General features: G+C 59.4%; 21 protein-coding genes. 12 read left to right on the top strand and 9 right to left on the bottom strand.

Translation table 11 applies throughout. From position 1 onward, the window contains the following. Positions 1 to 8: 8 nt before the first annotated feature. From IEV54_RS05550 to IEV54_RS05540, 3 genes are all read right to left on the bottom strand, one after another. Complete coding sequence (locus IEV54_RS05550) at positions 9 to 1,052, bottom strand: substrate-binding domain-containing protein (protein ID WP_150276342.1); 1,044 nt, start codon at positions 1,050 to 1,052, stop codon at positions 9 to 11. A 135-nt stretch (positions 1,053 to 1,187) separates the two neighbouring features. Continuing rightward, positions 1,188 to 2,417 carry a spore maturation protein gene (locus IEV54_RS05545; RefSeq protein WP_150276341.1) on the bottom strand — a complete coding sequence of 410 codons (1,230 nt, stop codon included), beginning with the start codon at positions 2,415 to 2,417 and terminating at the stop codon, positions 1,188 to 1,190. 27 nt (positions 2,418 to 2,444) lie between these two features. After that, a complete protein-coding gene (locus IEV54_RS05540) occupies positions 2,445 to 3,329 on the bottom strand; it encodes an N-acetylmuramoyl-L-alanine amidase (RefSeq protein WP_150276340.1) in 885 nt (294 codons plus the stop codon). A gap of 275 nt (positions 3,330 to 3,604) precedes the next feature. Between IEV54_RS05540 and IEV54_RS05535 the strand changes: the two genes are divergently transcribed. Beyond that, entirely contained in the window at positions 3,605 to 4,891 is a 1,287-nt protein-coding gene (locus IEV54_RS05535; RefSeq protein WP_188434332.1) for a DASH family cryptochrome, read from the top strand. 6 nt (positions 4,892 to 4,897) lie between these two features. On the opposite strand, the gene IEV54_RS05530 is transcribed toward IEV54_RS05535, so the two are convergent. The 4 genes from IEV54_RS05530 to IEV54_RS05515 all read right to left on the bottom strand — a co-directional run bounded on the left by IEV54_RS05530 (position 4,898) and on the right by IEV54_RS05515 (position 9,037). Then, positions 4,898 to 6,670: a GGDEF domain-containing protein gene (locus tag IEV54_RS05530; RefSeq protein ID WP_150276338.1), complete on the bottom strand. Its 1,773-nt coding sequence runs from the start codon at positions 6,668 to 6,670 to the stop codon at positions 4,898 to 4,900. A gap of 70 nt (positions 6,671 to 6,740) precedes the next feature. Further along, complete coding sequence (locus IEV54_RS05525; RefSeq protein ID WP_150276710.1) at positions 6,741 to 7,571, bottom strand: endonuclease/exonuclease/phosphatase family protein; 831 nt, start codon at positions 7,569 to 7,571, stop codon at positions 6,741 to 6,743. A gap of 57 nt (positions 7,572 to 7,628) precedes the next feature. Beyond that, positions 7,629 to 8,273 carry a thiol:disulfide interchange protein DsbA/DsbL gene (locus IEV54_RS05520; protein WP_150276337.1) on the bottom strand — a complete coding sequence of 215 codons (645 nt, stop codon included), beginning with the start codon at positions 8,271 to 8,273 and terminating at the stop codon, positions 7,629 to 7,631. Positions 8,274 to 8,428: 155 nt separating this feature from the next. Then, entirely contained in the window at positions 8,429 to 9,037 is a 609-nt protein-coding gene (locus IEV54_RS05515) for a c-type cytochrome (RefSeq protein WP_150276336.1), read from the bottom strand. A 274-nt stretch (positions 9,038 to 9,311) separates the two neighbouring features. Here IEV54_RS05515 and yihA point away from each other — a divergent pair, with 274 nt between their 5' ends. Further along, entirely contained in the window at positions 9,312 to 9,977 is a 666-nt protein-coding gene (gene yihA, locus IEV54_RS05510) for a ribosome biogenesis GTP-binding protein YihA/YsxC (protein WP_150276335.1), read from the top strand. Positions 9,978 to 10,202: 225 nt separating this feature from the next. On the opposite strand, the gene polA is transcribed toward yihA, so the two are convergent. Beyond that, positions 10,203 to 12,944 (bottom strand): DNA polymerase I, encoded by a 2,742-nt coding sequence (polA, locus tag IEV54_RS05505; protein ID WP_150276334.1) that lies wholly within the window; start codon positions 12,942 to 12,944, stop codon positions 10,203 to 10,205. Between the two features lie 82 nt (positions 12,945 to 13,026). Here polA and IEV54_RS05500 point away from each other — a divergent pair, with 82 nt between their 5' ends. Both IEV54_RS05500 and IEV54_RS05495 read left to right on the top strand, forming a co-directional pair. Beyond that, positions 13,027 to 13,308 (top strand): DUF2782 domain-containing protein, encoded by a 282-nt coding sequence (locus IEV54_RS05500; RefSeq protein ID WP_150276709.1) that lies wholly within the window; start codon positions 13,027 to 13,029, stop codon positions 13,306 to 13,308. A gap of 9 nt (positions 13,309 to 13,317) precedes the next feature. Further along, a complete protein-coding gene (locus tag IEV54_RS05495) occupies positions 13,318 to 14,271 on the top strand; it encodes a homoserine kinase (RefSeq protein WP_150276333.1) in 954 nt (317 codons plus the stop codon). Here IEV54_RS05495 and znuA read toward each other — a convergent pair whose 3' ends face one another. Continuing rightward, positions 14,272 to 15,216, bottom strand: a complete 945-nt coding sequence (znuA, locus tag IEV54_RS05490) for a zinc ABC transporter substrate-binding protein ZnuA (RefSeq protein WP_150276332.1) — start codon at positions 15,214 to 15,216, stop codon at positions 14,272 to 14,274. Between the two features lie 84 nt (positions 15,217 to 15,300). On the opposite strand from znuA, the gene IEV54_RS05485 reads away from it, so the two are divergent. The 8 genes from IEV54_RS05485 (at position 15,301) to IEV54_RS05450 (ending at position 24,488) form a co-directional block, all read left to right on the top strand. Then, positions 15,301 to 15,795, top strand: coding sequence for a Fur family transcriptional regulator (locus tag IEV54_RS05485; RefSeq protein WP_150276331.1), 495 nt, complete (start codon positions 15,301 to 15,303; stop codon positions 15,793 to 15,795). Next, on the top strand, positions 15,792 to 16,565 hold the full coding sequence (znuC, locus tag IEV54_RS05480) for a zinc ABC transporter ATP-binding protein ZnuC (RefSeq protein WP_150276330.1): 774 nt from the start codon (positions 15,792 to 15,794) through the stop codon (positions 16,563 to 16,565). Before IEV54_RS05485 ends, znuC begins: the two co-directional genes overlap by 4 nt. Next, positions 16,558 to 17,343, top strand: coding sequence for a zinc ABC transporter permease subunit ZnuB (znuB, locus tag IEV54_RS05475; RefSeq protein WP_150276329.1), 786 nt, complete (start codon positions 16,558 to 16,560; stop codon positions 17,341 to 17,343). The genes znuC and znuB overlap by 8 nt, the downstream gene beginning before the upstream one ends. A 118-nt stretch (positions 17,344 to 17,461) precedes the next feature. After that, the gene (locus tag IEV54_RS05470) at positions 17,462 to 18,457 is read left to right on the top strand and encodes a ligase-associated DNA damage response exonuclease (protein ID WP_150276328.1); all 996 of its coding nucleotides are present in this window, start codon (positions 17,462 to 17,464) and stop codon (positions 18,455 to 18,457) included. Next, positions 18,457 to 20,052: an ATP-dependent DNA ligase gene (locus tag IEV54_RS05465; protein WP_150276327.1), complete on the top strand. Its 1,596-nt coding sequence runs from the start codon at positions 18,457 to 18,459 to the stop codon at positions 20,050 to 20,052. Before IEV54_RS05470 ends, IEV54_RS05465 begins: the two co-directional genes overlap by 1 nt. Positions 20,053 to 20,056: 4 nt before the next feature. Next, the gene (locus IEV54_RS05460) at positions 20,057 to 22,531 is read left to right on the top strand and encodes a ligase-associated DNA damage response DEXH box helicase (protein ID WP_223825351.1); all 2,475 of its coding nucleotides are present in this window, start codon (positions 20,057 to 20,059) and stop codon (positions 22,529 to 22,531) included. Then, the gene (gene pdeM, locus IEV54_RS05455) at positions 22,528 to 23,175 is read left to right on the top strand and encodes a ligase-associated DNA damage response endonuclease PdeM (RefSeq protein ID WP_150276325.1); all 648 of its coding nucleotides are present in this window, start codon (positions 22,528 to 22,530) and stop codon (positions 23,173 to 23,175) included. Before IEV54_RS05460 ends, pdeM begins: the two co-directional genes overlap by 4 nt. A gap of 98 nt (positions 23,176 to 23,273) precedes the next feature. After that, positions 23,274 to 24,488, top strand: a complete 1,215-nt coding sequence (locus IEV54_RS05450) for a putative DNA modification/repair radical SAM protein (protein ID WP_150276324.1) — start codon at positions 23,274 to 23,276, stop codon at positions 24,486 to 24,488. The last annotated feature ends 6 nt before the right edge of the window (positions 24,489 to 24,494 follow it).

Genomic DNA, 24,494 nt, shown 5'->3' with positions numbered 1-24,494 from the left:
GAGGCCCTTTACTTCAGCTCTTCAAGCTTCAGATTAGGCATGTTTTGCGACTTCTTGTTGAGTTCCACCAGAGCATCACGGGTAGGAACGATCAGACCTACGTCCTTCAGGTAGCCGTTCGGGCCCATGGCGCCGGCACTGACGAACTCGGCAGTGTATTCCTGGATACCGGGAACAACACCAACGTGATCCTTCTTGACGTAGAAGAACAACGAGCGGGCTACCGGATACTTGTCTTCTGCAATGTTGTCCTGAGTCGGCTCGACACCGTTCAGCTTGGCAGCTTGCAGGCGATCGGCATTCTCTTCCAGGAAGCTGTAACCGAACACGCCGTACATGTTCTGGTCGCTGACCAGACGCTGAACGATCAGGTTGTCGTTTTCACCGGCTTCGATGAACGCGCCGTCTTCACGAATGCTCATGCATGTAGCTTCCATTTCGGACTCTTCCATGGCCTTGGCTTCTGGGAGTTCGGCGCAGCCGCCCATCAGGGCCAGTTCGTTGAAGGAGTCACGGGTACCGGAAGTGGGCGGTGGGCCCATTACCTGGATTGCCTTGTTCGGCAGGCTGGAATCAACATCGCTCCAGGTCTTGTTGGGGTTCATGACCCACTTGCCATCAACCGGCACTTTCTCGCCCAAGGCCAGGAACAGTTGCTCCAGGGTCAGGTCCATGTGCTCGGCTTCTTTGGAGCTGGCGATTACGATACCGTCAGAACCGATGCGGAATTCAGTGATGTTGTTCACGCCGTTGCTGGCGCACAGCTCGAATTCGCTGGTCTTCATGCGACGTGAAGCGTTAGTGATGTCGGGGTGCTGAGTACCAACGCCCTGGCAGAAAATTTTCAGACCGCCGCCGGAACCGGTAGATTCCATACGGGGAGTCGGGAAGTCGCTGTTGGCACCAAAACGCTCGGCAACCACGGTAGCGAACGGGTAAACAGTGGAAGAGCCAACGATGCTGATGGTGTCGCGGGCCATTGCAGGGGCAGATACGGCGGCGATGCTAACTGCCAGTGCCGCAGTAGTAAGAGCTGTCTTCAATTTCATCACGTGTTCTCCATTATGACGTTATGTACCGGGTTTGCTTTGCCGATGTGAGAACAGTAATGGCTCTGTGTGACAACTTTGTTACACGGGATAAAATAGTGATTCGTGTTGTCCCGCTGGATAACGCCGGCGCGCGGACTAACCGAAGAACCAGTAGCAGACAGCAATGGCGGTGAGCATCCCGGCCAGATCGGCCAGCAAGGCGCAGCCTAGGCCGTGGCGTATACGGGTAATGCCGACTGCGCCGAAATACACGGCAATCACATAGAAGGTGGTTTCCGTGCTGCCCTGAAACGTGGCGGCCAGCAGCGCCGGGAAGCTGTCGACGCCAAAGTTGTCCATGGTCTCGATCATCATCGCGCGCGCCCCGCTGCCTGACAGAGGTTTGATAAAGGCGGTGGGCAATGCATCGATAAACCGGGTGTCCCAACCCAGGCCTTCGATCATCCAGCGCATACCATCAAGCCCGGCATCCAGAACGCCGCTGGCGCGCAGTGCGCCCACGGCAACCAGCATGGCGACCAGGTAGGGTAGCAGCGAGATGGTAAAGCTGAAACCTTCCTTGGCGCCTTCTATGAATGTGTCGTAGACGTTGACCTTGCGCAGTGCGCCAATGGCCAGAAACGCAATCACGATGCCGAACAGGGTGAGATTTCCAACTAGGCTGGAGGTGGCGGCCAGTGCCTGTGCGGACATGCCCGCCAGCGTGGTCAGCAAGAGCCCGAGTGCCAGCCCGCCACCCAATAGATAGGCCAATACCACCGGATGCCAGAGTTTCAGCCTTTGCATGAAGGCGACGCTGAACAGCCCGACCAGACTGGACGCGGTTGTTGCCAGCAGTATGGGCAGAAAGACGGCTGTCGGCTCCGCTGCGCCTTGCTGGGCGCGGTACATGAAAATGGTCACCGGCAGCAGGGTCAAGGACGATGAGTTGAGCACCAGAAACAGAATCTGGGCGTTGCTGGCGGTGTTCGGGCTGGGGTTGAGACTCTGTAGCGAGTGCATGGCCTTGATGCCGATTGGCGTGGCAGCGTTGTCCAGACCGAGAATATTGGCGGCAAAGTTCATGCTGATATGCCCCAGGGCGGGATGCCCACTGGGTACTTCAGGCATGAGGCGGCGAAACAACGGGTCAAGCACCCGGGCCAGCACACGGATCAGCCCGGCCTTTTCTGCAATCGCGAGAAAGCCCAGCCACAGGGTCATGGTGCCGACCAGCACCAGGATGATCTCGACGCTGAGACGCGCCATGTCGAACATGGAGCCTACCAGCCGGCTGAATACCTCGGCGTCGCCCATGCCGAGCCATTGCCAGAGCGCTGCGGCAAAGGCGGCCAGAAAGAACCCCAGCCAGATTCCGTTAAGCATCTTGCCGCCTGTTGATGCGTCGACCGATCATGGCTGAACAGCTCCGAAGGGGGCGTCGGTGTCACTGCAAAGGGGTAGTTGGTTAGTGGTTGAAGCTGTGAGCGGACGGCACCATAGGGGCGACTGCGTAGCTTCAGGTACCAGTGTGGCGAGAATGGCTGCTGTCTCCGCGTCAGGCTGGCCATTGAACTGGCTCGGCCTGAAGCGCATCTGGAAGGCAGCCAGAACATTGGTTGTGGCTTTGGAAGGCTGGGAGTCGGGCTTGAGCTCATAGCCAAAACGGATGAGGGTTTCAACAAACCACATCAGGGGTGGGGCCTGGCCCGCAAGCGCTGTTTGAGTTCGGGCGACTTTGCTGGGGTCTGGCCAGGTAGCTACACCAGCGGCCGCTAGACGTTGCCACGGAAACAGGGGGCCCGGATCCACCTTGCGTTGCGGTGCGATATCACTGTGGCCCAGAACCCGGTCCGGGGTCAGTTGATGACGCTTCAGCAGATCTTGCAGCAGGGGTATCAGCGCGTCGATCTGCTCCGCAGGCCATGGGTGCCAGATTCGGCCCTCCGGGGTGTCGGTATAGCCCGGATGCACAATTTCAATACCGATCGAGCTGGCGTTCAACCAGGTGCGGCCCTGCCAGGTACTGTCGCCGGCATGCCAGGCGCGACGGTTTTCGTCGACCAGTCGGTAAATGGTGGGTTTCTTGCTGATCAGATAATGACTGCTCACCGAGCCATGGGTCAGGTGTTGCAGGGCTCGGTCAAAGCCTGAAGAGGTGTAGTGCACGACGATGTACTGCACCCGGCTGTCGTGATTTGTAGAAGTGTAACGGGTATCAATATCCAGACTGCGGGTACAGCCTCCCAGCGTTACCAGCAGGCACAGACACAAAAGAGCAATAACGCGGCGCGGCATGGTGACAGGCTCTGCTAGTTAAAAGCAGCAGCCTAGCATGCCGCCTTACCGGTTGCAGCGTATCAATGTCGCGGGGTCTGGGGCTGACGGGTCTGGCCCTTAAAATCGCTTCGCCAGGGTTTGCCCTGACAGTGTCCCCGGTTGGGGCAGTCGGCCTGACAGCCGCGGCAGGGCAATGTGTGGGGAGTTGGCTGATTCACGTTGATGTCCCATGGCAATTAATAGTTATGCAGATTATCATCCTTGTATCGAATTTGTATAGGCGCTGCCCGCATATGACCAACCTGCTGTGGTTCAAACAGGATTTACGTGTAGACGATAACCCGGTGCTGGCTGCTGCCATGCGGGGCACTGATTGCCTCCCGGTGTACTGCCTGGATCCCCGCTGGTTCGAGCCTGATCACCTTGGATTGTTGCCCTGTGGTCCGAGGCGAGCGCAGTTCATCCTGGAGAGTCTCGCCGACCTGAGACGTTCCCTGCGCACGCTAGGCTCGGATTTGCTGGTGTTGCAGGGCAAGCCCGAAGAGCTACTGCCAGCGCTATGCATTGATATGGGCATTCAGGCTGTGTACACCCACGCTGAGCATGCTCCGGATGAACAGGCACTAATGGACAGGCTTCACAGTGCTTTGCCCAACGGCGTTGATCTGCAAGTATTGGAGAGCAACGGGCTCTTTGAGCCTACCGAACTGCCCTTCTCTCTGGAAGCCATGCCAGGCGTATTTACCCGTTTCCGTAACAAGATAGAGAAGCACCCGCCGGCCCATTTGCCAATCTCTGAGACCACCGTCATGGCGCCGCTCCCGGTCGGCGCGCTGGATCTGATCAGGGGCATACCCGGTCCTGCCGATCTGGGTCTGCAGCCCTGCCGCGCGGACCACAGATCTGCTCTCCCCGCTGGCGGTGGCGAGCTGGCGGGTCGCGAATGGCTGGATGACTATTTATGGGGGAGCCAGTCCGTACGACATTACAAGGAAACCCGTAATGAGCTGCTGGGCAAACACTTTTCGTCAAAGCTGTCGACCTGGCTCAGCCATGGTTGCCTTTCGCCACGGCGGGTGGTGCAGGAGCTCAGAGCCCATGAGGTCGAGCACGGCGCCAATGATTCGACCTACTGGCTATGGTTCGAGCTGCTCTGGCGGGAGTTTTTCCGTCTCAGCCTGCGGGTACAGGGCTCAGCCTTTTTCCGTTTTGGCGGTTTGCAGAACGGCACGCCGCCGCGTGGTGCTGATCAGCGTTGGCTGGACTGGCGTGAGGGCAACACCGGTCAGCCCTTTGTAGACGCTTGCCTGCGCGAGCTTAACGCCAGCGGCTTTCTCTCCAATCGAGGGCGTCAGATCGCTGCCAGTTATCTCATACACGATCTGAAACAGGACTGGCGCCTGGGCGCAGCCTGGTTTGAGCAGCAGTTGATTGATTACGACGTTGCCAGTAACTGGGGAAATTGGGCATATATTGCCGGGGTCGGACACGATCCGCGAGGCGGCAGGGCGTTTAACGTCGCGATGCAGGCCGAGCGGCATGATCCGCAGGGAGCTTACGTGGCGACGTGGGCGGAGTGATCCTGCTCAGTCAGCCCGGACCAGGCTGTTGCGACCACTGTCCTTGGCACGGTACATCGCCTGGTCTGCGCGCTCGAAGATCTCCTCCAGGCTGTCACTCTGCCGGAAGTCGGTGTAACCAATCGATATGGTGATGGTTACGCGTTCTTTCTTGAAATGAAACGGGCTTTCCTCGATGCCGGCGCGGAGCTCTTCCAGCACCACCGCGGCGTGTTCGATACTGGTACCCGGCATCAGTATGACGAATTCCTCGCCTCCGAAACGTCCGATAAAGTCGGACTTGCGCAACCGACGCGACAACTGCTGAGCAATCAGCCTCAATACTTTGTCGCCTGCCAGGTGGCCAAATTGATCATTCACGCGCTTGAAGTGGTCCACATCCAGAACCACCAGCAGCAGTTGACCGCCATAGCGTTGCCAGCGCTCGTACTCTTCATTCATCCGCTTTTGCAGTCCGGCCCGGTTGGGTAGCCCGGTCAGGGTGTCGATCATTGCCTGTTTGCGCTGCTCTTCCAGGTGGTTGCGGAACGTGGTCGCTTCTACCTCCATGGTCGCGATACGGTCGACCATGGACTTCAATCGCCCTGCCACTTGCTGCTCGCGATCCAAATGCAAGGTGCGCGATTGCTCGACATTTACCAGCAAAGCGTCCAACTGGCTCTGCACGTTGGCCTTCAGGGTGTCCAGGTCAGTGGCGGAACTCACCTCCCCGTGCAGGTCCTGGACCTGATCGCGAATGGTGCCTTCCAGAGCCCTCCCGACTTCCAGAGACCCGGTGTAGGCATCATGGGCTTCTTCGAGGTTGCCCTGGAACTGGGCAAGCCGGCTGTTGAGCTGCTTGAGGTAGAGCTCGAAATCCTGCTGGCGGTTCTGCTGTGCGCCAAGCACCAGGAGGGCCAGCTCATCGAGAGCTGCCGCCAGCTCATACCAATTCAGCCCGCCGGCAATACGTTCACGAAGTTGTTCGGTCTGGATACGCTGGCTGTCCAGTACCTGAAGTTCCGAGATCAGGTTAAGCAGGACGGTTTCAATGTGAGCTGCGGCCTTGGAGTATTGCTGTTCTTCGCCCCCCAGATTGCCTACCACTGCATCCTCGTCAGGCTTCTCAGCGCTACTGTCAATGCTGTGTTCTTGTTTTGCAGGAAGCTCGGGTATCAGGGCATCAGGTTCTGACTTTACTGTCGAGGTTGCCGGTTGCTCGATAATGATCGGTTCTGGTGTTTCTGGTGTTTCTGGTGTTTCTTGCTCTTCGGCCGTCTTTTTGACACCGGGCGTGCTGCCCGAGCCGAACAGCCGGGCCAGCAAACCGGATGGTGCTTCGCCTGGTGCCGCGTTCAGTACCTGGGCCTGGGAGCTGGCAATGTCGGCAATCAATCTCTCTACGGTCGAGGCGTATTCGATGGGGGCGTTCAGACGCTGGGCGAGTTCCTTGAGCGAGGTGCCAACCTCGCCCGACAACCTGCGCTGCTGCAATTGCTTCACGAGGGTGCGCAGGGAGGCGCCTATGTTGCGCATGCGTTCTTCGCGGGCGCTGTCAGCGGCCAGTACTGCCCTTTCAAGCTCGGGCATCAGCTCGGTCAGTAAGTGAGGCGGGGCATCGTTGCGTAGGGCACTGCGTAGCTCTTTGAGGCGTTTGTCGAGCAGAGGGTCGAGTCCGTCTGCTGCAATACTTACGCGAACCAACCCGCGCCTGAGCAGCTCCTGCTGGTCAGAGGCCCCGGCAGGCGACTTCGTGTCTGCGCTGTCGGTTGGCCGGGAGGTGTTACGAGTATCGATCATGAGTGCTCCTGCACACGGTGATACAGAAGATTATATGGAAAAGGGGGCTTCTGGCCAGAGCCCTATTGAATCAGTTGTCCAGGGGTTTGCGCGATGATGTGCAAATCCCGGGAGGCAAACGGATATGCATTGCTACGGGCAGATGGTCCGAGATGGGGTGGGCAAGTACATCTACCTTTTCGATGCTGAGACTGGAGCTGATAAGAATGTGGTCCAGGACCCTGGCGGGCTTCCAGCTGGGGTAGGTGCCGGGCAGCGTGGCAGTATGCAGCTTGCTGCCTTTGAGCGGCGAGTGATCGAGCAGATCCTCGGCATGGGTATTCATGTCGCCCATGAGCACCACGTGCTTGTGATCGGCGATGCGGTCACGTATGTAGGCCAGTTGATTGGCCCTGCCCTTGGTACTCAGTGCCAGGTGCATCATGACCACAAGCAGAGAATTTTGTCCCTCACCAAAGCTGGTCAGTATCGCGCCGCGGCCAGGCAGAATGCCGGGCAGCTTGTGATCTTCAAGGTAGTCGGGGGCAAAGCGGCTAAGCAAACCGTTGGAGTGTTGAGCAAAGCGCCCCAGGTTGCGATTGAGCTGTTGATACCAGAAGGGGAACTGACCCTCGCGGGCCAGATGTTCGACCTGATTGACGTAGCCGGAGCGAATGCTGCCACCGTCAACTTCCTGCAGGGCGACCAGATCAAAGTCACTCAGCACCCGGCTGATCTGCCCGAGTACATTGTGCCGGCCGGTCGCTGGTAGCAGGTGTTGCCAGCTGCGAGTCAGATAGTGGTGATATTTCTGCGTGTTGATGCCCACCTGAATATTGAAACTCAGGAGCTTGAGCACCTCCGGCAGCCCTATCGCCCCGGCTGGGCATAAGTCATTGGTCTGCAGGTTTCCCGGCAGCATCTGGCCGTGCAGCGAACGCCGGCGAGTCTGGATGACTGGCTTGGCCTCAGGCATGCTTCAGCGTGCCTGACGCTCTTGGGCGATCAGGTAGTCTGCCACCTCGAGCATGCCATCAAAGCCACCTACCATGCCGCCTTCAATCCGGTATTTACCGTTCACGATCAGCGTTGGAACCCCTGTTGCCCGGTAGGCTTTGGCCAGACGGCCCGCCTCGGATATCTTGCTGCGTACGCCAAATGAAGACCAGGCCTTCTCGAACTGCTCTTCGCTGATGCCGTATGGCTCAAGGAACTCGATCATCTCGGCTTCGTTGGCCAGCCGGAGTTTCTCCACATGGATCGCATTGAAGATGGCCTTATGCGTTTCTTCCAGCTTGCCCAGGCTCTGTACGGTGTAGAAAAGTTGCGCGTGGGTATTCCAGACGCCACCGAAGAGGGCGGGTACTTCACGGAAGCTGACATCTTCAGGTAGCGTTTTTTTCCAATCCTGAAGCACCGGCTCGAACTGGAAGCAATGGCCGCAGCCATACCAGAACAGCTCGGCTACCTCGATCTTGTCGGGATCCTGGGTAGGGGCTGGTGTTGTGAGCTCTATGTAATGTTCTCCGGCCTTGAAGTCTGCCGATGGAATGGCCTCCTGGGCCTGAGCAGCATTCAGGCTGCCAAGCAGCCATACCAGGGTTGCAGTCATCAATACGCGCATGTTTTTTCCCTAATGAATTTAGTGTGTAGCCAACCCACTTGGAACAGGTAAGCTGGTTAAAAGTTCCCTGAGCGGCAACATGTGCCAACCAATAAAAAGGGTGACCTAAGTCACCCTTGAAATGAAGCTCGAGAAATGCCTGGCAACATAATGACCTAACGCAGGCCCTGAATATAGTTGGAAACGGCCTCGATGTCCTTGTTGCTCAAACGTCCGGCGATAGTACGCATGATCATGCCTTCGCCATCATTGTCGCGCACGCCCTCACGGAAGTTCGTCAGCTGCTTGGCAGTATAGGCAGCATGTTGACCAGCCAGACGTGGATAGCCTGCCGGATCGTTGCCCTTGCCTGTTGGCGAATGGCAGCCGGTACATGCCGGCAGGCCGGTAGCCAGGTTGCCGCCGCGGTAGATTTCCTCGCCACGGGCAGCAAGATCTGCATCGGCTACGCCCATCGAGGGAACCTGAGCGTCGTAGTAGGCGGCGATGTCCAGCAGATCCTGATCGCTCAGCGGATCCAGGATGCCAGTCATTTCGACAATCACACGGCGGCCTTCCTTGACGTCGAGCAGCTGCTTGTACAGATATTTCTCACCCAGGCCGGCCAGCTTGGGAAAACTGGGCTGCGCGCTGTTACCATCGCCACCATGGCATGCGGCACAGGTTGCAACTTTGCCAGCACCGGCTTCAGCATCACCCTGCGCTGCATGGACCGAACCGGCCATGCCGAGAGATAACACCAGACTAATGAGTAATTTATTCATCGGCTAATCCAATTACGGCTGAAAGAGGGGCCTGGTCTGTCCTTCCGGCGTTATCGCCGTGTTATGCGGAACAGCCTGCCTCGTTTATCCCGAAGACAACACCTGGAGATCGCACTTCGGACCTGGTGGCCCATGCTAGCCGTCGCCTCGGGGCGATGCAATGTCCAAAATGTCGCAGTAAGCTTTCGCGATATAAAACCGCAGCAGTATATACTAAGGTGACGGTCAAGGTGAATGTCATCGGCCAATCGACAGTAGCATAACGGATCTTCCCATGCCCTCAGCAACACCCCTTGTATCTCTTTGTCAGCAAGCCACCTTTATCAAAAGCGCCAGCCAGGTCGAACAGTGTCCACTCGACCGTGGCTATGAAGTCGCTTTCGCCGGTCGCTCGAACGCTGGCAAATCCAGCGCGCTGAATACACTGACCCATGCACGGCTGGCGCGAACCTCGAAAACGCCCGGCCGTACGCAACTGATCAACTTCTTTGCTCTGGATGAGCAGCGCCGCCTGGTGGATCTGCCGGGTTATGGTTATGCCAAGGTGCCTCTGGCACTGAAAGAGCACTGGAAAGAGCATTTGGACGCCTATCTGACCGGGCGTGACTCCCTGGCCGGGTTGGTGCTGGTAATGGACATCCGCCATCCGCTTTCGGATTTTGACCGGATGATGCTCGAGTGGAGTGATGTGACCGGCCTGCCTGCGCATATTCTGCTCAGCAAGGCGGACAAGCTTGCCTATGGTGCGGCCAAGAACGTGCTGCTCAAGGTCCAGACCATCGTGCGCAAGGAGTACGGCAACCGCGCCACGGTGCAGCTGTTTTCTGCGCCCAAGCGTCAGGGTCTGGAGGAAGCCTATGGGATTCTCGAGAGCTGGTTGTTTGCCGAAGAGGAGCCCGAGGATGATCAGGCCCCGGATTTGAGCGAAGGCGAAGACTAAGCCCCAGAGCTTGAATGGCAGGCAAAAAAAATCCCGGACCTCATATGGGGAGGGAAGATCCGGGATTCAAGCATCGGGCTGTGCTAGGGAAGGACTGCCCGACGTTCTGCCAACACTAAATCACATCTAGGAACATGAAAGGCTTGACTGGCCATTCACACATTCTGACTAGGCCCGTGTTTGTTTAGTTCCAGTTTCTTTCACGAATATCACCATTATTTTTGCTCAATGCGCCTCGTCCCAGTTATTCCCCACGCCGACATCAACAACCAGGGGCACCTCCAGTGATGCGGCGCCGGCCATATGCTGCTTCAATCCGGCACTTACCTGCTCGACAAGGTCCTCACGAACCTCCAGAACCAGTTCGTCGTGTACCTGCATGACAACGCGGGCATCCAGACCCGTTTCGCGGAGCCAGTTATCCACGGTGACCATTGCACGCTTGATGATATCGGCGGCAGTACCCTGCATGGGCGCGTTGATCGCGGTGCGTTCCGCACCCTTGCGCATGGCCTGATTCTTGGCATGTATTTCCGGGAGATACAGGCGGCGGCCAAACAGGGTTTCCACATAGCCCTGCTCGCCGGCCTGGGCCCGGGTGCGCTCCATGTACGCAAGTACGCCGGGGTAGCGGGTGAAATAGCGATCGATATAGGCCTGGGCCTGCTTGCGGTCGACATCGATCTGCTTGGCCAGGCCGAATGCGCTCATCCCATAGATCAGGCCGAAGTTGATGGCCTTTGCGCTACGTCGCTGGTCTGCTGAAACATCGTCAAGTTCCACACCGAATACTTCAGCTGCAGTGGCCTTGTGTACATCCAGGCCATGACGAAATGCGTGCAGCAGGCCCTCGTCCTTTGCCAGATGGGCCATGATGCGCAATTCGATCTGCGAGTAGTCGGCGGCCATCAGCTTGTAGCCCTTGGGCGCGATGAATGCCTGACGGATGCGACGTCCCTCGGCGCTGCGGATCGGAATGTTCTGCAGGTTCGGGTCCGATGAGGACAGCCGTCCAGTGGCGGTAACTGCCTGGTGGTAACTGGTATGGATACGCCCGGTGCGCGGATTGATCTGCTCTGGGAGTCGATCGGTATAGGTGCTCTTGAGCTTGCTTACCGTGCGGTACTGCATGATCACCTGGGGCAGCGGATAACCTTGCTCGGCCAATTCGGCCAGCACCGCCTCGGCGGTTGATGGCTGGCCCTTGGCGGTCTTGGAGATAACCGGGATGCCCTGCTTCTCGTACAGAATGACGCCAAGCTGCTTGGGCGAGCCGAGGTTGAACTCTTCGCCGGCCAGCTCGAATGCCTCGCGCTCCAGTGCAACCATTTTCTCGCCCAGCTCGCGGCTCTGAATACCCAGCAGCTGTGCATCCACAAGTGTGCCACAGCGTTCAATGTCAGCCAGCACGGGTACCAGGGGCATCTCGATATCCTGGAGAACACTGGCAAGCGATGGCTGCTCGGCCAGTCTGGCCCACAGAGTCTGATGCAATCGCAGTGTCACGTCGGCGTCTTCGGCGGCGTAGGGAGCTGCCTGCTCAAGGGCAATCTGGTCGAAGGTCAGCTGCTTGGCGCCCTTGCCGGCAATGTCTTCAAACCGGGTGGTGCCCTGGCCCAGGTATTTCAGCGCCAGGCTGTCCATGTCATGGCGCGTGGCGGTGGAGTCGAGCACATAGGACTCGAGCATGGTGTCAAAGGCGACGCCGCGTACGCTGATACCGTAATGAGCCAGTACATTGATATCGTACTTGGCGTGTTGCGCAACCTTGGGTTTTTCTGCATCTTCGAGCAGCGGCTTGAGCGCGGCCAACACCTGATCGCGATCCAGTTGCTCTGGCACGCCCATATAGCTGTGACGCAGCGGAATATACGCGGCTTCATGGGGGCTGACTGCCAGCGAAACCCCCACAAGCTCGGCAAGCTGGGCGTGTACGCTGGTTGTTTCGGTGTCAAAGGCAAACAGCGGCGCGGCCTTGAGTTTATCCAGCCAGCTTTCAAAGTCATCCCAGGCAAGGACGGTTGCATAGCGTGTTTCGAGGGTTTCGGCCTGGTCAGGCGCAGCTCGCGCGACTCCGGCGGCTTTTTCCTCGCGCACCAGATCATCCAGCCAGTTCTTGAATTCCAGTTCCTGGTAGAGCTTTTTCAATGCATCACGGTCGGGCTCGCCCGGCATCAGCGCGTCGGCGCGCAACTCCAGCTCGACGTCGATCTTGATAGTCGCCAGTTGATAGGAGAGATACGCCATCTCCTTATGTTCCAGCAGCTTCTCCGGCAGCTTCTTGGCGCCGCGGATTGGCAGCTCCGGCACCTTGTCGAGGTTGGCATAGATCAGGTCCAGGCCGCCGCCGATGCCAGCTACGAGGCCAACCGCGGTCTTCTCGCCAACCCCGGGGACACCCGGAATATTGTCCGACTTGTCGCCCATCAGCGCGAGAAAATCGATGATGCACTCGGGGCCCACACCGAACTTTTCCTTCACCCCGGCAATGTCCAGCACGGTGCCGCTCATGGTGTTGACCAGAGTAATGTGTTCATCCACCAGCTGCGCCATGTCCTTGTCGCCGGTGGAAATGACTACCGGGCAGCCTGCTGCTGCGCTCTGGCGGGCCAACGTGCCGATAACATCGTCTGCTTCGACACCATCCACGCAAAGTAGCGGCAGGCCCAGGGCCCTCACGCTGGCGTGCAAGGGTTCGATCTGAACGCGCAGATCATCAGGCATCGGCGGGCGCTGGGACTTGTAGTCCTCGAACAGCTCATCGCGGAAGGTCTTGCCCTTGGCGTCGAACACTACCGCGAAAGGGCTGTCCGGATACTGCCGGCGCAAGCTGTTGAGCATGTTCAGCACGCCCTTGACCGCTCCTGTGGGTTTTCCGGTCGAGGTCATCAATGGTGGTAGCGCGTGGAATGCCCGGTATAGGTACGAGGAACCATCCACCAGAACGAGGGGGGCTTGATCAGTCATGCTTCAGGTCAACTTCCCATGGCTAAAAAGAGGCTAGAATGATGGGGTCATATCATCAAGGGACTAGACTATCATGATACGCATGCTTGGCCGTGCATTGGCCGTTACCGGGTTGGTACTTACTATTGGCTCGGCTGCTCTGGCTCAGGAAGAGCTGACGGGCGAGCCTGAAGTCGTTATTCGTCAGGAGGGTAATCGCACCGTCGAGGAATACCGGGTCAACGGTTTTCTCTACGCCATCAAGGTGATACCCAACAACGGACCGCCCTACTTCCTGGTTGCGGTGGATGACGAAGGCAATTTCATGCGCTCGGATCAACCCGAAGGCATGCGCATACCGTCCTGGAAAATCTTCGAATGGTAGCCTGAGCCGATGTCTGTATTTACCCCACTCAGCCAGAATGAGCTGAGCGCCTTCCTCAAGCCCTTCGACCTTGGCCGCCTGGTGGCCTTCGAGGGCATCAGCGCGGGCACCGAGAATAGTAATTTTTTTGTCAGCTGCGAGCAGGGCGAGTTTGTGCTAACGCTGGTTGAGCGTGGCCCCGTGGATGAGTTGCCGTTCTTCGTCAGCCTGCTTGACTGCCTGCATGGAGCTGATTTGCCGGTACCTTTCGCGGTGCCGGATCAGCTGGGCCGCAAGCTGCACCAGCTGAACGGCAAGCCAGCCCTGTTGCAGCCGCGGTTACCCGGCAAGCACATACAGCAGCCCGACGAGAGGCACTGCCAGGCACTGGGCAAGGTGCTGGCGCAGATGCACGCGGCAACCCTTTCCAGTGATTTGGTGCGTCAGAGCGACCGCGGATTGGCGTGGATGGAAACACAGACCAGCAACATGCTTGGTGATATGAGTGAGTCAGAGCGTGCGCTGATCGAGCCCCTGTTGCCGCTGATGCACGGCCTGCTGGCCGAGCGTCCGCCCATGCCCAAGGCGGTGCTCCACGGTGATCTGTTTCGCGATAATGTGCTGTTCGAAGGCCCCAATCTGACCGGGCTGATCGACTTCTACAACGCGGCCACTGGCTGGGCGCTCTATGACCTGGCGATCTGCGCGAATGACTGGTGTCTGGACGACAATGCGCGCCTTGATCCGGAGCGAGCCCAGGCATTGCTGGCCGGTTACGCTAGCCAACGGCGCTTTCTGACCGTGGAAGCGACCCACTGGCCGGATATGCTGCGCCTGGCAGCGCTGCGTTTCTGGCTCTCGCGCCGGATCGCGGCGGCTGATCATCAGGAGAAGCCCGGCGTACTGATCAAGGATCCGGCGCATTTTCTGCGGGTTCTCGAAGGCCACCGTGAAGTGGCCGTGCAACTGCCCATGGCGCTCTGATCAGAGCGTTTCCAGGCAGCTGGCAAGTGCCCCGGCAATGTCTTCGAGCGTGCGTTCGTACCCTTTTGGCCCCACTTCGATCGCGCTACCCAGCGGATCCAGGACCCCGACGCTGACAGGCAGACCTTCGGTCAGACTGTTGACCAGACGCGGAGTGAATTGCGGCTCGGTAAACACGCAACTCGGCCCTGCTGCCTGCAATTGCTGGCGCAACTGGTTGACGTGTCGCGCCCCGGGCTGTACCTCGTGGGACAGGCTGAAGATACCCTGGGGGCGTATGCCGTAGTGATCCTCGAAATAGCCGTAGCCATCGTGAAAGACAAAATAGGGCTTGTCCTGCAGCACATTCAGTCTTGCCTGCAGGCTGGCATCCACCGCTGCCAAACGCTGCTCGAATACGGCGAGGTTGGCTTGCAGCTGGTCGCTCTGCTGTGGATATACGCTGGCAAGATCCTCTGCCATGTAACGGGCTATGGCCCTGGCGTTGGTCGGCGATAGCCAGATATGCGGATCCAAGCTGCCGTGGTCATGCCCGTGGTCATGCTCTTGCCCATGGGTGTCGTGGCCAGCATGTCCGGAAGGCTCTTCCTGTTGAAAGTTATGCGACTGCAGTTGCTCGCGAACGCTCATCTGCGGCAGATGCAGCAGTGCGACGGAATTTTCCTGCCGCTCAAGCAGGTCCTCAAGAAACAGTTCCAGTTCCGGCCCGACCCAGTAGATACGTTCGGCCGCAGCCAGGGCGCGGCGGTCGGAGGGGCGAAGCGCATAAGTGTGCGGTGAGGCGCCAGGCTCCATCAGTAGCGCCGGGCTGTCTACGCCATCCATCACGGCCGCGGCTATCTGTTGCAGGGGTTTGATCGTGGTCAGTACCCGGGAATTGTCGGCAGCCAGCGCATGGCTGGCGCCCAGCAGGCATATCAGACAGAAATACAGACGTAGCCGCATGGGCCATACCTCCAAAGGTGAAAAGTGTTATATGATAACAGCACTTTCGCCCTTGCACAGACCCACTTTGAAGGCCAGGCCCTCATGCCAGACACAAGCATGCTCAACGATCCCCATCAGCCCCATGACCACAGCGAATGCGTGAGTGGCGCGCTGGAGTCTGCCGAACACCTGTGCGAGCGCGCCGGTGTGCGCTTCACCGCGTTGCGCAAACGCGTGCTGGAGCTGGTCTGGGCCAGCCACAAACCGCTGGGAGCCTACGATATTCTCGATACGTTGGCCCGGGCGGACGGTCGCCGTGCGGCGCCACCAACGGTGTACCGTGCACTGGACTTTTTGCTCGAACAGGGTCTGGTGCACAGGATAGCCTCACTCAATGCGTTTATCGGTTGTCCGAGCCCCGAGCATAGCCATCAGGGCCAATTTCTGATCTGCAAGCAGTGCCACATCGCCATTGAGCTGGATCGCGACGCCATTCGCCGCGCCATTGCTGACAGCGCCGATGCGGCGGGCTTTCAGATCGAGTCCGAAACTGTGGAAATTACCGGTGTGTGCGCCCAGTGTCAGGCGGCAGCATGAGCGAGCGGTTACTCGATCTGCAGAGCGTCAGCCTGCGCCTGCAAGGCAATGCCATCCTGGAAAATGTCAGCCTGAGCGTCCGTCGGGGTGAGGTCGTCACCTTGATCGGACCTAACGGTGCAGGCAAGACCAGCCTGGTCAGAATCGTGCTTGGGCTGCTCAAGGCCGACTCGGGCTCGGTGCTACGAGAGCCACGCTTACGCATTGGCTACATGCCACAGAAGCTGGAAGTGGATGCCAGCCTGCCATTGACGGTATTGCGGTTTCTGCTGCTGGCGCCGGGCGTTACCAGGGCGCAGGGGTTGGCCGCCCTGGAGGATGTTGCCGCCCCTCATCTGAGTGATCGGCCGTTGCAGCAGGTCTCGGGCGGTGAATTGCAGCGGGTGTTGCTGGCCAGGGCGCTGTTGCGTCAGCCGGACCTGTTGGTACTTGATGAGCCGGTGCAGGGTGTGGATGTCAATGGCCAGGTCGAGCTCTATCAGTTGATCAACAGACTGCGTGATCGCTATGGCTGTGGCGTTTTGATGGTTTCCCATGACTTGCATCTGGTCATGGCCACCACCAATACGGTGGTGTGTATCAATCGCCATGTGTGCTGTTCCGGCCACCCCGAGCAGGTCAGTACCGACCCCGCTTTTCTGGCTCTGTTTGGTGAACGCGCCAGCGCGCTGGCGGTATACAGCCATCACCATGACCACGCCCACGACCTGCACGGTGAAGTAGTCGACGGCGCGCCCCACCAACATGGACCCGGTTGCAACCATGCCTGATTTTCTGCTTTACGCACTGCTTGCCGGGCTCGCTCTGGCCATGACTGCGGGGCCGCTGGGGTCGTTCGTGGTCTGGCGACGCATGGCCTATTTTGGCGATACCCTCGCGCACTCCGCACTGCTGGGGGTAGCGCTTGGTATCCTCCTGGAAATCAACCTGACCGTTTCGGTCACCCTGGGGTGCGTTCTCCTCGCGGTGCTGCTGGTTGCGCTGCAGCACAAGCAATGGCTGGCCAGCGATACGCTGCTGGGCATTCTGGCGCACAGTACTCTGTCGCTCGGGCTGGTGGTGTTGGCCTTGTCCGATAATGTGCGGATAGACCTGATGGCTTACCTGTTCGGCGATCTACTGGCGATCGCCCGGTCGGATCTGTACTGGATGCTGGGCGGCCTTGCATTGGTCAGCGTTCTGTTGGCCTGGTTATGGCGCCGCTTGTTGTCGATCACCGTGCATGAGGAGTTGGCCAGGGTAGAAGGGCTGCCGGTCACGGCCATACGACTGGCCCTGATGCTGTTGATCGCCATTGTGATTGCCGTGGCGATGAAGATCGTCGGCGTGTTGCTGATTACCTCCCTGTTGATCATTCCCCCTGCCGCGGCGCAGCGGCATGCTCGCACGCCTGAGCAGATGGCGCTGGGGGCCAGCGTGTTGGGCTGTCTTGCGGTTCTTGGCGGACTGACGCTGTCATGGAATCTCGATACCCCGGCGGGTCCATCCATTGTCGTTTCCGCTGCCCTGCTGTTTCTGCTGGCAGTGGTTGTACCTCGTCGCGCCTGAGCCGAGGTGTATTGCCAACAGTGATCGAGCTGTTACACGCGCTGTAACAGCTCGAGGATCCCGTTGTCCTATTTCTCGGATAGGCTGAAGCCGAATTGGACAACACGTACCCCATTGCATGCATGATCCCCTGGTTATTCCTACCGATGAAGGGCTTTACTGCCCAGCCGGCAATTTCCATATCGATCCCTGGAGGCCGGTAGCGACGGCCGTGATTACCCATGCCCACGCCGATCATGCGCGTTCAGGCCATCAGCTTTATTACGCCCAGCATCTGAGCGTCCCCATTTTGCGCCATCGCCTGGGCGAGCATGAGTTCATCGGTCTGGCATACGGCGAGCAACGGCGCTTCGGCCCCATCACCCTGAGCCTGCATTCGGCAGGCCATGTGCTGGGCTCGGCGCAAGTCCGCGTCGCCCATGATGATGGTCGGGTTTGGGTGGTCAGTGGCGATTACAAGCGCGATGCCGACCCCACCTGTGCACCCTTTGAAGTGGTGCCCTGCGATACCCTGATTACTGAAGCCACCTTTGCTCTGCCCTGTTATCGCTGGCCACCGGTAGAGGAGGTTGGCCAGCAGATCTGGGACTGGTGGTCAGGCAACCCGGATCGGCCGTGTGTTCTGTTTACCTATGCCTTCGGCAAGGCGCAACGAGTGTTGGCGGCGCTGACCGCGCACACCGATCGCACGGTATATCTGCATGGCGCGATGGTGGCACTGACCGGGCTATATAGGGACGCGGATGTCGCCATGCTACCCACGCAAGCGGTATCCGAACTGCCTCGCTCGGAAAGCATGAATGGGAAACTGATATTGGCACCGCCCTCCGCCGCCGGATCGCCCTGGATGCGCCGATACAAGAATGCCAGTACCGGCTTTGCCTCGGGCTGGATGCGTATACGCGGAAACCGCCGGCGACGGGGCTATGATCAGGGCTTCGAGCTCAGTGATCATGCTGACTGGCCGGCCCTGTTGAATACCATCCGTGACTGCGGTGCCAGCACCGTACTGACGACCCATGGCCGCAGCGATGACCTGGTTCGCTATTTGCGCGAGCACGAGGGAATTGATGCGCGGGCGCTGACTACCCTGTACGGCGGCGAGGACGATTGATGCAGGCCTTTGCCAATCTGTATGCCGAGCTCGACGCCACCACCCGCACCCAGGTCAAGCAGGACGCACTGATCGACTATTTCCGTGTTGCGCCACCGGGTGATGCAGCCTGGGCTGTTTACATGTTGGCCGGGCGACGGATGAAACGCCTGATCGGCCCGCGCAAGCTGCGCGAATGGCTGGCCGAGGCAAGCGGGCTTCCGGACTGGCTGGTGGAGGAAACCTATCAGCATGTGGGCGATCTGGCCGAAACCATAAGCCTGCTTATGGAGGATGAGGGTGAGCGTCGGGCGGTGGATGGCTCCCTGGCTGAATGGATCGAACAGGCAATCCTGGGCCTGCGCAAGCTCGAAGAGCCCGAGCAGAAAGCCCATGTGCTGGCCCATTGGCGCAGCCTGCCGCGACCGGCGTGCTTCCTCTACAACAAGCTGCTGACCGGCAGCCTGCGGGTAGGCGTATCCCGCGGTCTGGTCGAGCGCGCTCTGGCCGCGCTGGGTGATTTGCCAAGGGCTCTGATCGCAAGGCGGCTGATCGGCGAATTCGAACCCACAGCTGAGTTCTTCACAGCGCTCTTCGACCAGGAGCAACGGGAGGAGCGTGAAGGTCAGCCATATCCGTTCTTTCTGGCCTCGCCTCTTGAAAGTGAGCCGGAGTCACTGGGCGCAGCGCAGGATTGGTTGGCGGAATGGAAGTGGGATGGGATTCGCGCGCAGCTGATCGCCCGACCCGGTGGGGTCTGGCTATGGTCACGCGGGGAGGAGCCCATGAATGGCCGTTTCCCGGAGGTGGAGTTAGCCGCAACGGACTTGCCGGAGGTAGTCCTTGACGGGGAAATTCTCGCCTGGGATAGCGGTGTATTGCCGTTCTCGCAGATGCAGCGACGCATTCAGCGCAAGACAATTGGCGAGAAAATGCTGCGCGAAGTGCCGGTCATCTTTCTTGCCTACGACGTGCTGGAATATCAGCAACAGGACTGGCGCGAGCGACCGCTTGGTGAGCGCCGTGCCTTGCTGGAAGAGCTGCTTGCCGGCAGCGGCGAAACCGCAGTGCGTATCAGCCCGAGTGTCACCGCCAGCGATTGGCATGGGCTAGCGCAATTGCGCGAGGAAAGCCGCGAGCGCATGGTCGAGGGGCTGATGCTCAAACGGCTGGACAGCCCCTATCGCAGTGGTCGAGTACGCGGTGACTGGTGGAAATGGAAGATCGAGCCGCTGACGATCGATGCTGTATTGCTGTACGCCCAGCCCGGCCACGGCCGGCGCGCCAATCTGTACACCGATTACACCCTGGCAGTGCGTGATGGCGATGCCTTTGTGCCTATCGCCAAGGCCTATTCCGGCCTGACCGACAAGGAAATCCAGAAGCTTGATCACTGGATCCGTCGCAACACCGTCGAGAAGTTCGGGCCGGTGCGTTCGTTGAAACCCGAGCATGTGCTGGAAATTGCCTTCGAGGGCATTCAACCCTCTCCCCGGCACAAGTCCGGCATTGCCTTGCGCTTTCCACGCATTGCTCGCTGGCGTCAGGACAAGCCCGTGGCCGAGGCCGATACCCTGGAGCAGGTGAAAGACCTGCTGCGTCTGTATGGCGGCTAAGCCTGTGGCAGCTAAAAGCGCCGGTGACGGTCTGGCGCTGATCGAAACCTGGTTTGCCGCTCAGGGCTGGACCCCAGCGCCTTTCCAGCGTCAGGCCTGGCAGGCATTTCGTGCCGGACGCAGTGGTTTGATCCATGCTTCAACAGGCTCGGGCAAAACCCTGGCAGCCTGGCTGGGCCCGGTGTCAGCTGCCTTGGAAAAACCTGCGCGCACTGGCGGCCTGCGTGTGCTCTGGATTACACCCTTGCGCGCCCTGGCCAGTGATACCGCAGGCCATCTGCAACAGGCGGTCGACAGCCTGGGGCTGGACTGGGCAGTCGAGACCCGCACCGGCGACACCACTGCCAGCGTACGAGCACGGCAACGACGCAAACTGCCGGAAGCTCTGGTCACCACCCCCGAGAGCCTGTCGGTGCTGCTCTCTTACCGCAATGCCGAGGAAAGCTTCAGACATCTTGACGCGGTTGTTGTCGATGAGTGGCATGAGTTGCTCGGCAACAAGCGTGGCGTCCAACTGCAGCTTTGCCTGGCCTGGTTGCGCGCTCGACAGCCCAAGCTGTCGGTATGGGGATTGTCGGCGACCCTGGGCAACCTGGACGAGGCCATGTCGGTATTGCTGGGCGAGGGCGCTGCACCGGGAGAGCGTATTGCCGGGGCGCAGAGTAAACCTATCACTATTCGGGGCCTGTGCCCGGCCAATGTCGAACGTTTCCCCTGGGCCGGGCATCTGGGTCTGTCACAGCTTGAGGGTGTACTCGATTATCTGGGGGAGGGAAAAACGGCATTGCTGTTTACCAATACCCGTTCCCAGGCCGAGCTCTGGTTCGAGGCGATCATCAAGGCGCGATTGGAATGGGTAACCGAACTCGGGCTGCATCATGGCTCCATTGATCGCAAGGTGCGCCGCCGTATCGAAGAGGGTTTGCGCCAAGGGGATTTCCGCTGTGTTGTCTGCACTTCGAGCCTGGATCTGGGCGTGGATTTTTCGCCGGTGGATCGGGTTGTGCAAATTGGCAGCCCCAAGGGTGTGGCCCGCCTGATGCAGCGCGCCGGGCGTTCCGGGCACCAGCCGGGCGCGGCCAGTGAAATTCTCTGTGTGCCCAGTCACGCATTGGAGCTGGTAGAGATCGCCGCAGTGCGCCGCGCCTGGGAGGCGGGTCGTGTGGAAGCCCGGCGGCCTCTACGATTGAGCCTGGATGTGCTGGTGCAGCATCTTGTCACCCTGGCGGCGGGGCCTGGCTTCGTTCCCGAACAGGCGCTGGCCGAGTTGCGCAGCACCCATGCCTTCGCTGAACTGGACGAAACCCTCTTTAACTGGTGCCTGGTGTTCATCACCCGGGGTGGACCGGTGCTGGAGCACTACCCCCAGTTTCAGCGCGTGGTGGTGCAGGACGGTCGCTATACGGTGGAAGACACCGGTATTGCCCGTCGTCATCGGCTGGCGATAGGTACCATCACCAGCGACGCGCAGATTCAGGTACGTTTCATGAAGGGCGGTAGCCTGGGCAGCATTGAGGAGACTTTCATTGCCCGGCTCAAGCCCGGTGATGTGTTTCTGTTTTCAGGCCGTGCCCTGGAGCTGGTCAAGGTGCGAGATCTGGTCGCCTACGTGCGCCTGGCCAAGACCAAGCGGCATAGCGTTCCGCGCTGGTATGGTGGACGCTTGCCGCTGTCCAGTGAGCTGGCCGATAGCGTGCTGGCCATTTTCGAAGAGGTGCAGGCGGGTCAGTATAAGGATGCCGAAGTGGCCGCCATCGCTCCGGTGCTGGAGCTGCAGAAGCAGCAGTCGGCTTTGCCCGGGCGTAACCGGCTGTTGATCGAACGTTGCACCTCCCGCGAAGGTCATCACCTGTTTATCTATCCCTTTGCCGGACGGCTGGCCCACGAAGGTCTGGCGGCACTGCTTGCCTGGCGCCTGGGGCAAATAATGCCGGCCACGTTCTCGTTATCAGTGAATGATTACGGGCTCGAGTTGCTTACCTCCACCACCTTCCCTGAAATGACCGATGCCGACTGGCATGCACTGCTTGATCCCGAGGATCTGCTCGATCATGTGTTGGCTGCGTTGAACGCCGGTGAGCTGGCCCGCCGCCAGTTCCGGGATATTGCCCGGGTCAGTGGTCTGGTGTTTCAGGGCTTCCCCGGGCGTGGCAAGAGTGACCGCCAGCTGCAGGCATCCAGCGGACTGCTTTACGATACCCTCAAGCGCTATGATCCCGAACATCGACTGCTGGCCCAGGCCAGCCGTGAAGTGCTCGAAGATCAACTGGAAATCCAGCGTTTACGCAGTGTGCTTGAGCACGCAGCTGGTCAGCAGCTGGTCCTGGTTTCGCTGGAGCGCTTTTCACCCCTCGCTTTCCCGCTTTGGGTAGAGCGCCAGCGCAACCGGATCAGTACCGAAGGCTGGCGCGAAAGGGTACAGCGGATGATGGACAGCCTGGAAAAACACGCAGCGCGCAAACCTGGGAGGCATCCATGAGTCGCACTCTGGAATGGCAGTTGGCAGGAGCTGATGTGGTGCTTCACGGTGAGCGCGCACTTTTCTATCCCGCCGAGTCGACATTGCTGGTAGCCGACACCCATTTTGGCAAGGCAGCGCTGATGCGTCGCCGTGGTTTGGCGGTGCCCAGCGGCCAGAGCCGCGATGACCTGCAGCGCCTGAGCCTTTTGCTGGACGAATTCAAACCCCAAAGGCTGATTGTGCTGGGTGATTTTTTCCACCACCGGCCCCTTTCCGGCGAGCCCTTTCTCGATCTGTTTCCCATCTGGCGGGCTCGGCATCGGGCTGTATCAATGGAAGCCGTGGTGGGCAATCACGACCGGCACGCCGCGGGCGTGGAGCTGGGCATTGACTGGCATGAGCATCTGGATCTCGGCCCCTTTCGTTTACGCCACGAGCCAGAACCAGTGACGGGACGTCATGTGCTGGCCGGGCACCTTCACCCGGTTCTGACCCTGCAGGTCGCGGCCGATCGCCTGCGTGCTCCGGTATTCTGGTTTCGTGACCAGGTAAGCGTATTACCATCATTTGGTGCTCTGACCGGCGGTTGGGATCTGCCACGCAAATCGCCGGGGCAAACGGTGCTGGTGGTAGAAGGTGAGCTGTTCGAGGGGCCAGATTGATAGCGACGCCCAGGCATATTGTAACCATGGATGCAGACTGGTTGAGTAGCGACCGAGCAGCGCTTATGCTGTGTATCTATACAGTATAAGGTTGTGCCATGGAACTCATCGAGAAACTCACCATCCTGGCTGATGCGGCGAAATATGATGCGTCCTGTGCCAGTAGTGGTGCACCCAAGCGTAGCTCCAAGGGCAAGGATGGCATTGGCGCCACCAACGGGATGGGTATATGTCACAGCTATACGCCGGACGGCCGCTGCGTATCCCTGTTAAAGATTCTGCTGACCAATTTCTGCCTCTATGATTGTCAGTACTGCGTCAATCGGCGCTCCAGTGATGTGCCGCGGGCGCGCTTCATGCCCGAAGAAGTGGTCAAGCTGACTCTGGATTTCTACCAGCGTAATTACGTCAGCGGGCTGTTTCTCAGTTCGGGCATCATTCAGTCGCCTGACTACACCATGGAGCAGTTGATTCGCGTAGCCAGACTACTGCGCAAGGAGCATCAGTTCCGGGGCTATATTCACCTCAAGACGATCCCGGAGGCAGACCCGGCGTTGATCGAGGAGGCCGGCCGTTATGCCGACCGGCTTAGCGTGAACATCGAGTTGCCCAGTCCGGACAGCCTGATACGCCTGGCACCCGAAAAACAGATTGGCAGTATTACCGGCGCCATGGGCACGATCGACAGCGCTTCCAATGAGTCCCGCGCGGACAAGCGCGCGCCCAAATTTGCCCCGGGCGGGCAAAGCACGCAAATGATCGTTGGAGCTGACGCCAGCGACGACAGCCGCATACTGCACACGGCTGAATCCCTGTACGGCGATTACCGGCTGCGCAGGGTCTATTATTCGGCGTTCAGCCCCATTCCCAATAGCCCCGCTTCGGTCCCCTTTCAGGCGCCTCCGCTCCTGCGTGAACATCGACTTTATCAGGCCGATTTTCTGCTGCGCAGTTACGGCTTCAAGGCCGGTGAGCTGATTGGCGCGCAGGGCAATCTGCCCCTGGATATCGACCCCAAGCTGGCCTGGGCACTGGTCAACCGGGCGCAGTTTCCGGTCGATCTGAATCTGGCTGAGCCGGCAATGATTGCGCGCATACCCGGGATCGGAATCAGGACAGCTCAACGTATCGTCAGTCTGCGTCGTCTCAAGCGTATCCGCTTTGAGGACCTGGTGCGCATGCGCTGCGTGATAGACAAGGCCCGGCCATTTATCATCACCAGCGATTACCGTCCGCGCCAGGATACGGTCGAATCCAGTCAGCTTCGCCGGCAGCTGAGTGATCAGCCAGCGCAGATGGCGCTTTGGGCCTGAGGGAAG

The sequence above is a fragment of the Halopseudomonas salina genome (genome assembly GCF_014637955.1).
Classification (GTDB): Bacteria; Pseudomonadota; Gammaproteobacteria; order Pseudomonadales; family Pseudomonadaceae; genus Halopseudomonas; species Halopseudomonas salina.
The sequence above is the reverse complement of the archived record's forward strand: the minus strand, read 5'-3'. Positions and strand labels throughout refer to the sequence as shown.

Excerpts from the sequence above, each read along its gene's own strand:
- IEV54_RS05545 (WP_150276341.1), bottom strand. The coding sequence starts at position 2,417 with ATGCTTAACGGAATCTGGCTGGGGTTCTTTCTGGCCGCCTTTGCCGCA.
- polA (WP_150276334.1), bottom strand. The coding sequence starts at position 12,944 with ATGACTGATCAAGCCCCCCTCGTTCTGGTGGATGGTTCCTCGTACCTA.
- IEV54_RS05525 (WP_150276710.1), bottom strand. The coding sequence starts at position 7,571 with ATGCTGCCGGGAAACCTGCAGACCAATGACTTATGCCCAGCCGGGGCG.
- znuB (WP_150276329.1), top strand. The coding sequence starts at position 16,558 with ATGCCTGATTTTCTGCTTTACGCACTGCTTGCCGGGCTCGCTCTGGCC.
- znuA (WP_150276332.1), bottom strand. The coding sequence starts at position 15,216 with ATGCGGCTACGTCTGTATTTCTGTCTGATATGCCTGCTGGGCGCCAGC.
- IEV54_RS05540 (WP_150276340.1), bottom strand. The coding sequence starts at position 3,329 with ATGCCGCGCCGCGTTATTGCTCTTTTGTGTCTGTGCCTGCTGGTAACG.
- IEV54_RS05530 (WP_150276338.1), bottom strand. The coding sequence starts at position 6,670 with ATGATCGATACTCGTAACACCTCCCGGCCAACCGACAGCGCAGACACG.
- IEV54_RS05515 (WP_150276336.1), bottom strand. The coding sequence starts at position 9,037 with ATGAATAAATTACTCATTAGTCTGGTGTTATCTCTCGGCATGGCCGGT.
- IEV54_RS05495 (WP_150276333.1), top strand. The coding sequence starts at position 13,318 with ATGTCTGTATTTACCCCACTCAGCCAGAATGAGCTGAGCGCCTTCCTC.
- IEV54_RS05450 (WP_150276324.1), top strand. The coding sequence starts at position 23,274 with ATGGAACTCATCGAGAAACTCACCATCCTGGCTGATGCGGCGAAATAT.
- pdeM (WP_150276325.1), top strand. The coding sequence starts at position 22,528 with ATGAGTCGCACTCTGGAATGGCAGTTGGCAGGAGCTGATGTGGTGCTT.
- IEV54_RS05470 (WP_150276328.1), top strand. The coding sequence starts at position 17,462 with ATGCATGATCCCCTGGTTATTCCTACCGATGAAGGGCTTTACTGCCCA.
- IEV54_RS05535 (WP_188434332.1), top strand. The coding sequence starts at position 3,605 with ATGACCAACCTGCTGTGGTTCAAACAGGATTTACGTGTAGACGATAAC.
- IEV54_RS05465 (WP_150276327.1), top strand. The coding sequence starts at position 18,457 with ATGCAGGCCTTTGCCAATCTGTATGCCGAGCTCGACGCCACCACCCGC.
- IEV54_RS05500 (WP_150276709.1), top strand. The coding sequence starts at position 13,027 with ATGCTTGGCCGTGCATTGGCCGTTACCGGGTTGGTACTTACTATTGGC.
- IEV54_RS05520 (WP_150276337.1), bottom strand. The coding sequence starts at position 8,273 with ATGCGCGTATTGATGACTGCAACCCTGGTATGGCTGCTTGGCAGCCTG.
- znuC (WP_150276330.1), top strand. The coding sequence starts at position 15,792 with ATGAGCGAGCGGTTACTCGATCTGCAGAGCGTCAGCCTGCGCCTGCAA.
- IEV54_RS05485 (WP_150276331.1), top strand. The coding sequence starts at position 15,301 with ATGCCAGACACAAGCATGCTCAACGATCCCCATCAGCCCCATGACCAC.
- yihA (WP_150276335.1), top strand. The coding sequence starts at position 9,312 with ATGCCCTCAGCAACACCCCTTGTATCTCTTTGTCAGCAAGCCACCTTT.